General features: G+C 62.1%; 14 protein-coding genes and 3 tRNA genes. 9 read left to right on the forward strand and 8 right to left on the reverse strand.

The features are described 5' to 3' along the window. Positions 1-69: 69 nt before the first annotated feature. Entirely contained in the window at positions 70-843 is a 774-nt protein-coding gene (gene azf, locus VI123_RS02765) for an NAD-dependent glucose-6-phosphate dehydrogenase Azf (RefSeq protein ID WP_336336536.1), read from the forward strand. A gap of 26 nt (positions 844-869) precedes the next feature. Here the strand turns inward: azf and VI123_RS02770 are convergent, their stop codons facing one another. After that, positions 870-1,487, reverse strand: a complete 618-nt coding sequence (locus VI123_RS02770) for a DUF309 domain-containing protein (RefSeq protein WP_336336537.1) — start codon at positions 1,485-1,487, stop codon at positions 870-872. Between the two features lie 290 nt (positions 1,488-1,777). Continuing rightward, positions 1,778-1,850, reverse strand: a tRNA-Arg gene (locus tag VI123_RS02775). Positions 1,851-2,124: 274 nt separating this feature from the next. Between VI123_RS02775 and VI123_RS02780 the strand changes: the two genes are divergently transcribed. From VI123_RS02780 to VI123_RS02790, 3 genes are read left to right on the forward strand one after another with little or no spacing between them, the layout of a single operon-like run. Further along, a complete protein-coding gene (locus VI123_RS02780) occupies positions 2,125-3,573 on the forward strand; it encodes a single-stranded DNA binding protein (protein WP_336336538.1) in 1,449 nt (482 codons plus the stop codon). Between the two features lie 55 nt (positions 3,574-3,628). Next, a complete protein-coding gene (locus VI123_RS02785) occupies positions 3,629-4,066 on the forward strand; it encodes a histone (protein ID WP_058994175.1) in 438 nt (145 codons plus the stop codon). Beyond that, the gene (locus tag VI123_RS02790; protein ID WP_336336539.1) at positions 4,067-5,074 is read left to right on the forward strand and encodes a histone deacetylase family protein; all 1,008 of its coding nucleotides are present in this window, start codon (positions 4,067-4,069) and stop codon (positions 5,072-5,074) included. Here the strand turns inward: VI123_RS02790 and cca are convergent. After that, the gene (gene cca, locus VI123_RS02795; protein WP_336336540.1) at positions 5,053-6,426 is read right to left on the reverse strand and encodes a CCA tRNA nucleotidyltransferase; all 1,374 of its coding nucleotides are present in this window, start codon (positions 6,424-6,426) and stop codon (positions 5,053-5,055) included. The genes VI123_RS02790 and cca overlap by 22 nt on opposite strands. 95 nt (positions 6,427-6,521) lie before the next feature. Here cca and VI123_RS02800 point away from each other — a divergent pair. The 5 genes from VI123_RS02800 (at position 6,522) to VI123_RS02820 (ending at position 9,293) form a co-directional block, all read left to right on the forward strand. After that, positions 6,522-6,594, forward strand: a tRNA-Asn gene (locus VI123_RS02800). 121 nt (positions 6,595-6,715) lie between these two features. Beyond that, positions 6,716-6,790: transfer RNA gene (locus VI123_RS02805), tRNA-Ile, on the forward strand. A gap of 399 nt (positions 6,791-7,189) precedes the next feature. Then, the gene (locus tag VI123_RS02810) at positions 7,190-7,387 is read left to right on the forward strand and encodes a helix-turn-helix transcriptional regulator (protein WP_336336541.1); all 198 of its coding nucleotides are present in this window, start codon (positions 7,190-7,192) and stop codon (positions 7,385-7,387) included. Continuing rightward, positions 7,384-7,527, forward strand: a complete 144-nt coding sequence (locus VI123_RS02815) for a hypothetical protein (RefSeq protein ID WP_336336542.1) — start codon at positions 7,384-7,386, stop codon at positions 7,525-7,527. The genes VI123_RS02810 and VI123_RS02815 overlap by 4 nt, the downstream gene beginning before the upstream one ends. Positions 7,528-7,529: 2 nt before the next feature. Further along, positions 7,530-9,293: a DUF7845 domain-containing protein gene (locus tag VI123_RS02820; RefSeq protein WP_455429068.1), complete on the forward strand. Its 1,764-nt coding sequence runs from the start codon at positions 7,530-7,532 to the stop codon at positions 9,291-9,293. A 211-nt stretch (positions 9,294-9,504) separates the two neighbouring features. Here the strand turns inward: VI123_RS02820 and VI123_RS02825 are convergent, their stop codons facing one another. From VI123_RS02825 to VI123_RS02840, 5 genes are all read right to left on the reverse strand, one after another. Then, positions 9,505-10,785: a hypothetical protein gene (locus VI123_RS02825; protein WP_336336544.1), complete on the reverse strand. Its 1,281-nt coding sequence runs from the start codon at positions 10,783-10,785 to the stop codon at positions 9,505-9,507. Positions 10,786-10,853: 68 nt separating this feature from the next. Then, positions 10,854-11,234, reverse strand: coding sequence for a hypothetical protein (locus VI123_RS19260; RefSeq protein WP_407066973.1), 381 nt, complete (start codon positions 11,232-11,234; stop codon positions 10,854-10,856). A 160-nt stretch (positions 11,235-11,394) separates the two neighbouring features. After that, positions 11,395-12,567 carry a hypothetical protein gene (locus tag VI123_RS02830; protein WP_336336545.1) on the reverse strand — a complete coding sequence of 391 codons (1,173 nt, stop codon included), beginning with the start codon at positions 12,565-12,567 and terminating at the stop codon, positions 11,395-11,397. After that, positions 12,560-13,351, reverse strand: coding sequence for a hypothetical protein (locus tag VI123_RS02835; protein WP_336336546.1), 792 nt, complete (start codon positions 13,349-13,351; stop codon positions 12,560-12,562). The genes VI123_RS02830 and VI123_RS02835 overlap by 8 nt, the downstream gene beginning before the upstream one ends. Beyond that, a complete protein-coding gene (locus tag VI123_RS02840) occupies positions 13,351-13,902 on the reverse strand; it encodes a hypothetical protein (RefSeq protein WP_336336547.1) in 552 nt (183 codons plus the stop codon). Before VI123_RS02840 ends, VI123_RS02835 begins: the two co-directional genes overlap by 1 nt. Positions 13,903-13,907: the final 5 nt, after the last annotated feature.

Below are 13,907 nucleotides of genomic sequence, written 5' to 3' on the forward strand. Positions count from 1 at the left end.
CGGCTCGGCTGGGCGACACAAAAGCGAACCGCAAGCTACCTATTGCGTGCGACGTATCGTCTCATACGAATGGACGACCCGGTTCTGCTCACCGGCGCTGGCGGCGCTGTCGGGGCGGCCATCCTCGAAGGCCTCGAGGACGCCTACGAGTGGAAACTCATGTTCCACAGCCCACCCGCCGAGGAGCCCGACCACGAGTACCTCGTCGGGGACGTTTCGAGCGAGGGCGACGTGGCCGCGGCGATGGACGGCGTCGGCGCCGTCATCCACCTGGCGGGCGACCCCCGACCGGAAGCCCCCTGGGACTCCGTCCTCGAAAACAACATCGACGGCACGCAGAAGATGTACGAGGCCGCCGTCGACGAGGGCGTCGAGAAGTTCGTCTTCGCCTCCTCGAACCACGCCGTTGGCTCCTTCGAAACGGACGAGCGCACGCCAGAGATGTACCGCCCGGACGACCAGTACCGCCTCGACGGGACGGAACTCCCCCGCCCCGGTAACCTCTACGGTGTCTCGAAAGCCACCGGCGAGGTCCTGGGACGGTACTACCACGACCAGTACGGCCTCTCGGTCTGCAACATCCGCATCGGCAACCTCACACGGGGCCACCCGCCCATCGACTACGAGCGGGGCCAGGCGATGTGGCTCTCCTACCGGGACTGTGCCCACATTCACGACTGCGCGCTCCAGGCCGACTACGAGTACGAAATCGTCTACGGCATCTCCGACAACGACCGGAAGTACTACTCCATCGAACGCGCCAAGGAGGTGCTGGGCTACGACCCGCAGGACAACTCCGCGCACTTCGACGGCGAGGACCGCGTCGCCGAACCGGAGCCGTAAGCGCCTCCTACCGCCCCAGTCGCACGCTATCCCGACCCGTCGAACAGCCCACGCACGTCGTCGTCTTTCTGTTGTTCCAGTTGCACGTGGTCCCGGAGCCGCTGGTAGACGACGGGCCGCCGGTCGCGCTCGCGCACGAACGAGAACAGCAGCCCGGTAAACTGCGAGCCGCCGTCGCCGTCGAGTTCGCTCCGTGCCCGGTCGACAGCGGCGTCGACGACCGCCTCGTCGTACCGGTCGGCCTCCGCCAGCACCTCGGCGGCGATGGCCGTCGCCTCGAAACCCAGCGCGTCGTAGCCGACGTCCTCGCCGTCGTGTGTCAGTGTCGGCGGGTCCGTCGCCGCACGGTGTGGGTCAGCCGCCGCTTCGTCGAGGAAGGCCCGCACGTCCGCCAGCGCCACGCCGCGATACGGGTCGGGCAGGCCGTCGAGGTACTCCGCCGCGCTCTCGGCCAACCCCCGCGCGCCCGACCAGTTCTCCTCGCCGGCGTGGTGGACGACCGCCGTGAACTGGATGAGGCCGTGCAGGAACCGCTCGTCGTCGCCTTCGTCGAGGGCCAGCCAGTATTCCTCCCACGCGTCATGTGCGGCGTGATAGCGACCCTCATTGTACACTGCGATACCCGCACGGAGGTGGTCCCGCATACGGGCAGTTCGGTTCGACGCCGGAAAACCACACCGGCACACGCGGGAGCCGAAGGCCCGTGGCTCGCCGGTTTGCTTCGGGAGAATGACGTCCGGACGGAGTTCCACGCGAGTACCGCGAGCGTGGAGCACGTCCGGTCGTGAACGCAGTGAACGTCCGGACGGAGATTTGAACAGGTGACAGACGGTCGCTCCCTCCGGTCGCGCTGCGACTGTCGTGTTCAAATCTCCTCTCAGAGTTTCGCCGACGCAGTCGCCTCGCTGTCGCTCGGCGAGTTGCGTCGCAGAAACGTCCGGACGGAGATTTGAACTCCGGTCCCTGGCTCCGCAAGCCAAGAGGATAGTCCACTACCCTATCCGGACTCATCTCCAGAGAGGGTGGTCCCTCTAAAAAGGGTGACGGTTCGCGTGCCGTCACGCGGTGAGTCGACACACCGCGTTGCAGGGGGGTTTGGCTCGCCCGGTACGCCGAGCGAGTGACCCGGCGCGGCGGGCCGCCGGCCGGCGAACGTTTATATCCCATCCCGCGACCACTGTCCAGACGTGGTCCGGACACGACCGAAATCGACCGACAGCGGCCGCTCGCTCGCCCAACGACAACGCTTAAGCGCGCCACAGCCCAGCATCCCATAGATAGATGGGTGCGATAGAGGACATTTACGAGGACTTAGAGACGGACGTCTCCGAGGCGGAGTTCCGCGAGGCCGTCGAGGAGAAGGTCGAGCAGATGGGTGGGCTCGCCGACGAGGAGACGGCCGCGATGCTGCTGGCTCACGAACTCAACGAGAACGAGGTCAACGCCATCGCCGACATCGAGCCCGGGATGGACGAGGTGAAGTTTCTCGCCAAGGTGATGGCCATCGGCGACCTGAAGACCTTCGAACGCGATGGCGAGGACGAGGACGGCCGGGTTATCAACGTCGAGGCTGCCGACGAGAGCGGCACCGTCAGGCTCGCCTTCTGGGACGGCCAGGCCGTCGACATCGACGAGGGGAAACTCGAGGTCGGCGACGTGCTCCGGGTCAAGGGCCGGCCGAAGGACGGCTACAACGGGCTGGAGGTGTCCGTCGACAAGGCGGAACCGGACGAGGACGCCACCATCGACGTGGAGCCGGGTGCCGGCTCGTCCATCGACTCGCTGACGATGGGCCAGTCCGACGTGACGCTGCGCGGGCTCGTCCTCGACACCGACACGATACGGACGTTCGACCGCGACGACGGCAGCGAGGGCCGCGTCGCGAACCTCACGCTCGGCGACGAGACGGGCCGAATCCGGGTGACGCTGTGGGACGACCGGGCCGACCGCGCCGAGGAACTCGACGCGGGCGCGGCCGTCGAGGTCGTCGACGGCTACGTCCGGGAGCGGGACGGCTCGCTCGAACTCCACGTCGGCGACCAGGGGGCCGTCGACGAAGTCGAAGACGACGTGACCTTCGAGCCCGACGCCGACCCAATCTCGGCGGTCGAACTCGACGAGACGGTCGACATCGCGGGCGTCGTCCGCTCGGCCGACCCCAAGCGGACCTTCGACCGCGACGACGGCAGCGAGGGTCAGGTCCGGAACGTCCGCATCCAGGACGCGACGGGCGACATCCGGGTGGCGCTGTGGGGCGACAAGGCCGACAAGGACATCGCGCCGGGCGACGAGGTCCTCGCGGCGGACGTCGAAATCCAGGACGGCTGGCAGGACGACAAGGAAGCCTCCGCGAGCTGGAACTCCACGATTGTCGTCCTCGGGGACGGCGCGGACCTGGCGACCGGCGGAGCAGGTAGGGAAGCCGGCGCCGAGGCGACCGACGCCGACCACGCCGGGCTCTCTTCCTTCGGCGACAGTGCCGACGACAGCGACGGAGCGGCCGCCGCCAGTGGTGGCACAGGCGATACCTCTCCGGACAGCGGCGCACAGAGCGCCGGCCAGCAGGTGGAGTTCACCGGGACCGTCGTCCAGACCGGCGACCCCGTGGTACTCGACGACGGCGAGCAGACGATGACCGTCGAAACCGGCGAACGCGTCCAACTGGGCCAGGAGATAACTGTCCGCGGCGAACTCCGCGAGGACCGGCTCAACGCTGAGGACGTGTTCTGAGTCGCCGAGCGACGCTACGGAAACTCTTAAGACCGCAACACTCCCCGGTTTGGGTATGAGTGTCGAGCTACCGTTCGCACCGGTGGACGCTGTCATTCGGCGGAACGCGGACGGACTCCGGGTGAGTGCCGACGCTGCGGAGGAACTGGCTCGTCGAATACAGGACCACGGCGCTTCGCTCGCCGTCACAGCAGCCACGGAGGCCACCACGGACGGCCGGAAGACGCTGATGCCGGCCGACTTCGGCATCGAACAGGTCCCGGAGAAGGACGGTCTCGAACTTCCCGTCGCACCGGTCGACCGTATCGCACGGCTCGACATCGACGACGACTACCGCGTCGCGATGGACGCCCGCGTCGCGCTGGCGTCGCTCCTCGAAACGTACGCCGACGAGACGGCCGCCGCGGCCGCCACGTTGGCTCGTCACGCTGACCGCCGGACCATCAAGGCAGCTGACGTGGAAACGTATTTCGAACTCGAACAGTACTACTGAATGAACTTCGGCTACCGCGAGGTCTGTCTGGACCACGACACCGGGCCGCGACATCCGGAGAGTCCCGACAGACTTCGAGCGATACGGCGCGCGCTCAAAGAGCACCACGGCGTCGAGTACGTCGCCGCCGGCGACGCCGACATCGACCTCGTTCGTGCGGTCCACGACACCGACTACATCGCCGAGTTCCGCGAGTTCTGTGACGACGGCGGCGGGAACTGGGACGCCGACACCGTCGCAGTCGAGGCGACGTGGGACGCCGCGTTCGCGTCGGCCGGCCTCGCGGTCTGGGCGGCCGAAACCGCGCTATCGGGGGCGTCAGGACGGGATACGCCCTTTTCACTCGGCCGGCCGCCCGGCCACCACGCCGTCGGCGACGACGCGATGGGCTTTTGCTTCATCAACAACGCGGCCGTCGCCGCACAGGCGGCCCTCGAAGCCGACGCCGAGCGCGTCGCCATCTTCGACTGGGACGTCCACCACGGCAACGGCACGCAGGACATCTTCTACGACCGCTCGGACGTGTTCTACGCCTCGATACACGAGGACGGGCTCTACCCCGGGACGGGCGACATCTCGGAGACCGGCGCGGGCGACGCCGACGGCACGAACCTCAACGTGAAGTACAAGCCCGGTGCCGACACCGCCGACTACCTCGCCGCCATCGACGAGTGCATCGCGCCGGCGATACGCGACTACGACCCCGACCTGCTGCTCGTCAGCGCCGGCTTCGACGCCCACGAACACGACCCCATCTCGCGGATGCGCGTCTCGACGGAGGGGTACGGCGCGATGACCGACCGCATGCGCTCGCTCACGGACGCCTGCGACGCCGCGCTCGGGTTCGTCCTCGAAGGCGGCTACGGGCTGGACACGCTCTCGGATTCGGTTACCACCGTCCACGAGGTGTTCGACGGGTATCAGCCGATGGAACCGGACGACGACGTCAGCGACGACGCCCGCGACGTTCTCGACGACCTCGCCGCTCAGGGCTTCGGGTCGAAGTAGCCCGCCAGGTCGACGCCGAAGCCGTCGGCAAGCGCCGCAATCTCCGGTCCGACCAGGACCTCGTAGCCGCCTTCGAGTGCCGACGCTATCCGCGGCCCCAGTCCGACGCCGAAGACGGCGTCGCTCGACAGGAACCCGACGGCCGTGGTGACCGCTCGCGGTCGCTCGACGACGTAGCGGTCCCCGTCGACGAACGGCCCGGCGACCTCGGCGTCGCCGTCGTACTTCTCGAAGAACCCGCTCGCGTGCTCGCGGACGTGCACCGGCGGCCCCTCGTGGCGCTCGACGGCCGGCCGCTCGGCGACGGCGAACTCCAGGAGGAGGACCGCGTCCCGTCGGGTCTGCCCGTCGTCCTCGACGAACGCGGCCGCCCGCAAGACCTCGAACCCCTGCCGGTCGAGTTCGCTTCGGAGCCCGTCGAGGGACTTCCGGAGCTGGGGCCAAAGCTGGTCGTCGACCACGTCCGGAGCCCCGAAGCGAAGCGCCACCGGCGTCGTGTCACGCCGTGCCACCGCCGCTTCGACGTCCGTCGCGGTGAACGGGTCCGGCTCCGTCTCGGTGAACAGCGACGCCCGCGGGTCGGCGAGGATGGCCCTGGCGTAGTGCTGGAGCGTGGCGACGTTCGTGGCGGACAGCACCGCCGCGACGTTGCGCTCCGGGTCCGTCGGGTCGATGACGACCAGCGGGTCCTCGAACGTCTCGGTCCCGTGGCCCTCGGGGTCCAACCGCACCGGCGGGTGCCAGTCCGCCGCCGCCTCGACGAATCCCCGGAAGCCGCCGAATTCGAGCACCAGCAACTCCGTGAGGTAGCCCGAGAACCCGCGCGTCCGGAGGTCGCTCCCGTAGACGCCGATCCCCTTCAGGAACTGCTTTGCCACCCGCACCTCGCCCGCGCTGTCGTCGTCCAGTCGCTCCTGCAGGTACCGGGTGTGAAACGGCGTCCGGTCCACCGCGGACTGGATTTCGGTGGCGTCCCCGACCGCGTAGCACGGCACCAGGTCCACGGCGTACCCCTCGCGCTCGCCGACGACGTAGGGGTGTTCGGCGTACTCCTCGCGCCCCTCCGGCAGCACCGCGTGTCCGACCGTCAGCCCGTACTCCTCCAGCCGCTCGCGGTCGAGTGACGGCGGAAAGCAGACGAACACGTCCACGTCCCGGTCGCCGGCGGTCCAGGTCCCCCGCGCCGTCGACCCGACCTGCACGACCTCCGCGTCGACCGGTAAGTCGGCGACCGCCGACTCGGCGTCGGCTATCACCGCGTCGGCGACCCGCTGTAACTGCGCTCGCTCGTCGTCGGTCGGCGAGACCCGCGCTCGCAGCTCCTCGACGACGGCGTCGAACTCATCGCTCATACCGCGGATTACGCACAAGTGCGTGAAAGCGTGTCGATGCCGACCCGAAACGAAAGCCCTAATTACCAACTCTGGCAATCCATAGATGCGTTCGCGCCGCCGTAGCTCAGTTGGTAGAGCACCTGGTTGTTACCCAGGTTGTCCCAGGTTCGAGCCCTGGCGGTGGCGTCGTTCTCCCACTCCCTACCCGCTGAGCACCGCTGCTGCTTTCCGGGATGGCTGCGGTGACGCGCTCCCTCCCGCTCCAACCCGACAAGCTAAAGAGGGGGACTCATCAACACCACTCTGAGGGCCCTTAGCTTAGTCCGGTTAAAGCGATCGGCTCATAACCGATTGAGCGCTGGTTCAAATCCGGCAGGGCCCATCCAGTTTCTGCCCGAATCGTATCCCACATGAACCGGCAGCGATAGGTGTGCGAGCGGGTGGAGAACGACGGAATTGGGGTTCGAAGACACCCCCGCTAAATTCTGAGTTCAACAAGCATCTTGTTGGGGGTCGCCGCTGTCTGGCGATTTTGCGATCCGGAGGTGCGGGCGATGAGTAAGGCGTCATCGCCCACTACGCTGCCTGAGACGGGCGTGCGGAACCGTTCGCAGTACGCGGATACGCTACACCGCCTCAATCCGGACGCTGACGAGCCAACACCCGCCTGTCCCGAAGCCGATTACCGAAGTGACGCAGACTTCACGGAGGTTCCCATTGCCGCGTATCGGCCGCACTACAAACTCTGTGGGAACCCGGAGTGTTTCGGAGGTGACTGGCGGTGAGCCCTCAGTCGTCACTTTTCGACTACGAACCGGACCTGTCGCCACTGACTGACGCCGAGCGAGAAGTGTACGAGGCTGTGGGCATGGGCCAGTATGGGCCACGGGAATACGCCCGCGAAACTGGCCGTTCGCCCGGCACTGTCGGGAACCTGCTCCGTCGAGCCCGCGAGAAAGTGGAGGTGACTTCGGCATGACGGGGTTCGTTCGTGCCTCGAAACTGTACGACGTAGAAGCGGGCGAACCCCTTCAGTTCGACTGGACAAACCACCAACCTCTCGCAAAGAGTCAGGCCGAGGTCGAGCAGGCCGTCGCGGAGATCGAGGACGGGAGGTAGGGATGTCGCGGCACCTCAAGTGCGCCCCTCATGAGGGCGACGTGCGCTTTACGATTGGCGTGCATCCCGATCCCGGTGTTCCTGACTACGGGCTGAAGCCATACTACGCGATGGACTCACTCATCAAGGAGTGGGGAGACCGCTGGGAGACCGAAGGCAAACCCACGCAGGATATCGAACTCGCAGGCGAGACATGGGCTACCTGTTTCGACTACTCAGAGAGCGGTCTGGACGCCTGGGACAATCCGGAGTTCCAGATCCAGAACGTCCGCGAGTTCCAGTTCTACTTTGTCTCGAAGGATTCGCCCACCTACGAGGGGAAGCGGGCAGATCGGGACAAGCGCGTGAAGGGCGGGACGATCACCGTCCGACCACGGTGGCCGAATCTCACAGCCGACGGCGAACCTGTCTCTGTGCCCCAGTACGGTGAGCCCTACATCGACGTCCAGGTACAGGCGTCCAACATCCCCCACGAGCGCTATCTGTCGCTCGTGAAGCGCGTGATGGATGCCTACGGGATTGCCGCGCGGTACTTCGACCAGCCACACCCGGACAGCCACATCAACGATCTGGCCTACTACGTCCGGTTACACCGCGAAGACAGCGGGCCGCTGTACGCGCCGGATGGACCGATAGCGCGCTGTCACACACTCATTCAGGGCGACCGCTCGGGGTATCGCAAGCACGTTGAAGACAACACGAAACTGCCCGGCTACTACGTCACTGCGACGGTCGAAGACGAGAAAGCCGACCAGTTGGTCCGTGGGCATGGGCTGGGGAAAGAACTCAAACACTACTATCCGAACCACCCGGACAACTACGAACCGGACCAGGCCCCATACCATCCGAAATTCGAGGTGTCCTACCAGACCAGCCGAACCGAGCAGACCGTTCGGTGGGACGACCTCGACGACGCCCGGCGTGAACTCGAAGAGATGATTATGAACTGTCTGGATTGGTGTGGGCTGGCGACAAGCGCCGAGAGCAGTGTGTTCGTCGATTTCGATCCGTTCTGGAACATCCGGGATACGACGGAAGCCCGGAAGTTCGTGCAGTGTCCCCTGCCGAAGATCGAAGATGACCAGGAACACCGCGTGATGCAGCTGTGGGGAGACATGACCACTGCCGACAGGGACGTGACGGAACTGCTACTCACCGACGGTGGGAAGGTCTCGCCACAGAAGGCAGCCGAGAAGACCGGCTACACGTACCGGACAATTCGGACTGTCATCCAGCGGATGGAGGGGTTGATCGAGCACACCTACGGCCAGATGGAACTGTCCTCGAAGAAAATCCAGCAGGAGCTACTGAAGCGAGTTCGTGCAGCGGGCGAGCGGTTCGAGCAGGAGATCGGGAGTGCTACGATGGAGCTGGCCGACGCGGCCGAAGAACGCTCTCGGTCACGGTGGGCGCGAATCCGCCGCGAGTATGCAATCACGGAAACCGACGCTGACGACTGCCGGAAGCTGTTGAAGGTGGGCTACACGCCGACTGACTTCGAGGAAGCACAGAATATCATGCGGGAAATCCAGACGGCCTACACCGAGTGTGTCGAGGAGAATACCTACGGCGTTCATGTCGTCGTTGAGACCGCGGAGACCGGTCGTGAGCGGTTCCGGGACCTCTCGAAAGCCTTTGAGACAGCATACCGCTCCGGCGACTACCTGCGCGAAGCGCGGGCGGCTGAGAAGGGCCGCGAAGGCTTCGACTTCGAGGCATGGCGGGCGGCCGGCTGCCCGCCAGCTGACGAGTGGCACGGCGGTTAGCGCGCCACCTGATTAGAGGCATCACTGTCCAACACACTGATTTTGCGGCAATACTGTACCCTTCCCTCGAAAATCGCGCGTCGCGCGGCTGGGTTCGTTCCCGGTGGTCACATCACCCAGCCGCGCGACCAGGGGGAACCCGGTGCGCAGGCTTCCGGGTTCCCCTTAGTCGTGTGGCTAAGGCCACCTAACCAAAATACACAGCAGGTCACTATTCTTCCGTCGGTAATTCGATTGTTAACCAGCCTATCTCAATATCTTTCTGATAGAGATTATATGTGCTCCAAATAAGGAATATAACTGTTGCAACTCCCGCCAACATCATTAGTCCTCCCAATATTCCACCAACAGCATATCCATTGATTGCTATTAGAAATGCCATTAATATCCACACTACTGAAATCAAAAGTCCATATCTTTCGGTTAGATCATACATCCCATTCCATGCCCCGATTAGTGCAGCAATGAGCGCATAAAAGAAGGACAAAATAAAGATTGAAATGAATAAAAGAGCGGGGATTCCTTGATCTGGGAAAAGGTTAGGGCTACCAACAAAAAGAAACGCGCCAATCACCAAACTGTATACTGTTATGGTTATCTCTTTAAAAACATAATTCATTATTGAATTTCCATTCATATTCGTCCAAAATTCTCGGGATGAAACCAGCGTGAGTATAAGAATAATTGCAGAGGCAGCAAGCATTATTCCGCCATCCGGTAACTTGAACATAATTGTCAGAGCCAGTACAGACAAGTACTTGCATATCTCAGCCTTTGGCGTTTGCGTAGCTAATTTGGTCAAACGCTCTGATCCGATGTAACGATGAATCCAATATAGATGTGCCACAACTATCAGTCCCATACTAAGAAGAACTAAACTGGCTTGTCCAGTAAGAAGTAATATCGATAATATAACGAGCATGAATATAGAATATAAAGATATTACAAGCGAAGAATGACCTCCCTCCCATGCATTTTGGGTGGAGTTGATGTCTTTCTTATTCTCTTCTATTATTCTGATATTCTCCGATATAATCTCCTTATTTCTTTTTGATCTTTTCATGTCCTCAAACTTTTGCAATTCTGATAGCTGAACTCCTGTCTTAATTCTGGTAGGAGACATCGCATCCAGAGCGCCTGAGACTGAAATCCATCCGTTAGTAGACGCTCGCCAGATATAGTACAGAACACCTATTACCGCTATTCCATAGATATATTCATACTGACTATCATTTAACAAGCTGATACTGGTTGCCATTCTGTCATAATCTAACTCTGGAAAGACTTCTTCAGTAGGAATCTGTTCAGATAATATGATTGAACTGATCGCGGAAATCGCAGCTATTCCAACACCAATTAACGTCGCGACAATTCTGAGTATTTTTGCCCCTTGTCTTTTTGCCTCACGATTAGTTTCAATCTGCTCTTGAATCTGTCTCGTAGTTTCTTCAAATAGATAATCTTCATTTTCTATAGACTCATCTTTATCCATCTTATAACAGTAATTAGATTCATAGACAAAAACATAACCTATACTCATCAACTATTCAATTATAGTCTTCATATTATTTCTGAAATAGTAATTTTAGACTGTCGCGACTGTCGGTGATTTCCACCACCATGCCAATCAAGATGAGGTAGCCGCGAGGAATGTCTCATCTCCCACCCTAACACTTCTACACCCTGTCCACGAACGCGATACACGCCGAAGACGTACCACCCGTTCGCTGCCCGTAGCCTCTCGTGGTACTGGTCGTAGAGTTTGAACGTGCCGGGCTGCCCATCGGAATGCCGGTGCATCGCTGATTTAATCTCGACCGGTGTCCCGTCTGGACGCTTCGCGTCATGCCAGCTGCACCGATCTAGTTCGAGGTCGTATCGCTCGGTGGCTTTCCCCTCGACGAGCGTACCGTAGTGATTGGCTTTGTGGCTTCGACTCATTCGCGCACCTCGCGTACGTCATATATAGATACTCCTCCGGGCTGTTCGCGGCCGTTGCCCATGGCTCGCGCGTGCTCGCACCGCGAGCGCACGCCATGGGCCAATAATAAGGCTACGCCGGGGGGTTGGTTGTTGTTGGGTTGGTCGAATCCCATCGCAGTCATGCGGTTAGCTCCGTCACTTCACCAACTACGTTTCGGTGCTTGCCGTCGTCCTGATACTCGTTCCAGCGCTGTCGGACCCATTCGGCGCTGTACGGCACGAAATCGGCAATTTCGTGGTTTGGTCTGTCTGGTTCAGACTCCTTGGCCGTGATGACTGTGTAGATCGCAAGCTTCCGAGAGAGGTCTTCCGGGTCTACCTCGTCACCGGCATCATCGCCACTTGACCACGACCATGTGGTCGGCTCCTTGTCGTCGTAGCGCCAGTCTGTCTCGGGGATACCCGACACGGAGAAGATCGGGTTGACGCCCTTCCGGTTCCGCACGTCTTCGTAGAAGGTCGCTTCTTTCAGTCCCTCCTTGTGGACGCACACACCGAGTTCTCGAACGAGCGGATGCACGTCGCGGCCGTCGTGACCGATGATGATTAGCGAACCACCGTACTTCCGGATCTTGTACGTGAGCGGCCCGAGTTTGGTCTTGGTATCGTAGCCGTCTTTTCCGCTTCCGCCCGCGTTGCTGCTGGCCTCGTCGAAGATGAACAGTTTCGGGACCTGCTCGTTGTGCATGGGGTCGCCGTCCTGTTTCAGCCACTCGTTTAGCTCGCCGTAGTTGGCGAGCCAGCCGTCACGACGGTCGCCGTCCGAGTCCGTCCACTCGTCGGTCTCTTCGAGCGTCCGGATGTTCGATGCGACCAGGGCGTCCGAGGGCTGCTGTTCTTTCCAGAGCTGTCCGAGCAAACAGGCGAAATTGGATTTACCAGTGCCGGGTTCGGCCCATTCGTAGAACATCGGCGCGGGGCCGGTCATCTGTGCCCGGAGCTGGTCGATGGCTTTGATACCAGAGATATCGGCCCGCTGGCCGGCGTCTCCGGTGAAGTGCTTGAGTGACTGCATATCACCGTTGGCCATGGCTTTCCGGGCCGTCTCAGTGCCTTCGATACGGACGATATCCCGAACATGCGAGAGGTCCTTGGCCTGTCCAGGCATCTTCTCGGGACGGTCACACTCCTGCGGGTCGTAGTGAGTTTCGAGGATCGAGAGGTACCGGGATAGCTCTTCGTCGCGGACGATGCCCGCGTGTTGATGCACGTCAGACTCTCGCTGCCCGTAGCCGTCCTGATACTCACGGAACTGTGCGGGTGTGTAGAGGTCGTTACCGTCGTCAGTCATCGTTTAGTCGTGGGTCCTGCGGTTGCTCGTTGGCCGGTTCCTCCTGCCCATAGCCCACAGCGGCGTCTGCTGTGGGGTCGGGAGCGTCGGTGAGGTCGTGGATGGTGGGTGCGTCTTCGGGATCTTCGCCGTCTTCGATGAGGTCGCCGAAGGTCTCCTTGGCCGCAGTTTTCTGGATCATCTGGCCGCGCTCGTTGGCTTCAGCATCAGCGGTGACGAGCTTCTTTTGGAGCTCGACACTGCCGCGACTCCACCGGCCACGGATGGCTGCCAACTCTTCGGCACGGTCGATGAGCCAGCCGTGAATGTCTTGCATCTGCTTCTTGCTGGTCATTAGCTGGGTATCTTGGCAACCTTCGAGCCAGACACCTTCCACTCGGAGCTGGTCGATGTCTTCGAGATACTCGTACTCACGGACTGCCCACGCAGATCCGCCGTTGACAGGATAGGGGTCGGGGCCGTCTATCTCTTTTTCACGCCAGAGTTCCGGCGGGACGTAGTACTTCTCGGTAGTGTCCTCGACGGCGTTGACGTGATGGACTTCGACCCAGTTACGCCTGCGAAGCCAGCGGGCGATCTTCGCACCGACGAGATAGCAGGGAATCGCCAGGACGAGCCAGCCGACGGCAACCGCGGGAATCCACGTCGGCAGGGTCGGTAGCTGTGGCTGGTAGTAAGCGAACAGCACGACCGCGCCAACGAGCATCCCGCTGACGAGTAGCTTGTACTCGGCCAGCAGGTAGGTGAGCCGGTCACGGTTGTCCGCGAAGGTCGGCGCAGGCATTATGCTACCTCCGGCCGGCCGTTCTCGCTCCGGATGACGTTGTAGCCGGCGATAATCATCCAGACGAACGCGACACCAGCCCCGGCGAGCCACGCCTGGAGCGACGAGAGCGCGCGCAGGATATCTAAGCCGCCACCGGAGGGCTGCTGTACGATTTCGGCGTACAGGGGTGTGTTCTCCGTGGAAATGGCAACACCAACATAGCCGTCTTTCTCGGTGACGGGAATCTCGATAGTGGCGGTGTCGTCCGAGCGCATGGCGACGGTGCGGACGGGAATCTTCCCGCCTTCCTGGAAGCGGCCGGCGTCGGAGATCGTCACTGTTTGTACCGCGCTCGACCGGAGGGTGATGCGAGCGATGCCCTTGTCCGGTAGGTACTCCGAGCCGACAATCTCGGTCTGTCCGTCGATGCGGGTGGTTTCCGTGGCGTTGGCTGTGGGCTGTGGGCCGGGTGTTTCGGCGGGGAGGTTCCCTGCGGACTGTGCCGCGGTCGGGGCGCTGACGCAGCCAAGGCTGACCACGAGCAGCGCGACGAAGAAAATGGAACGCATGGGTG

Origin of the sequence: Haloarcula sp. DT43 (assembly GCF_037078405.1) — an archaeon.
GTDB classification, from domain to species: Archaea; Halobacteriota; Halobacteria; order Halobacteriales; family Haloarculaceae; genus Haloarcula; species Haloarcula brevis.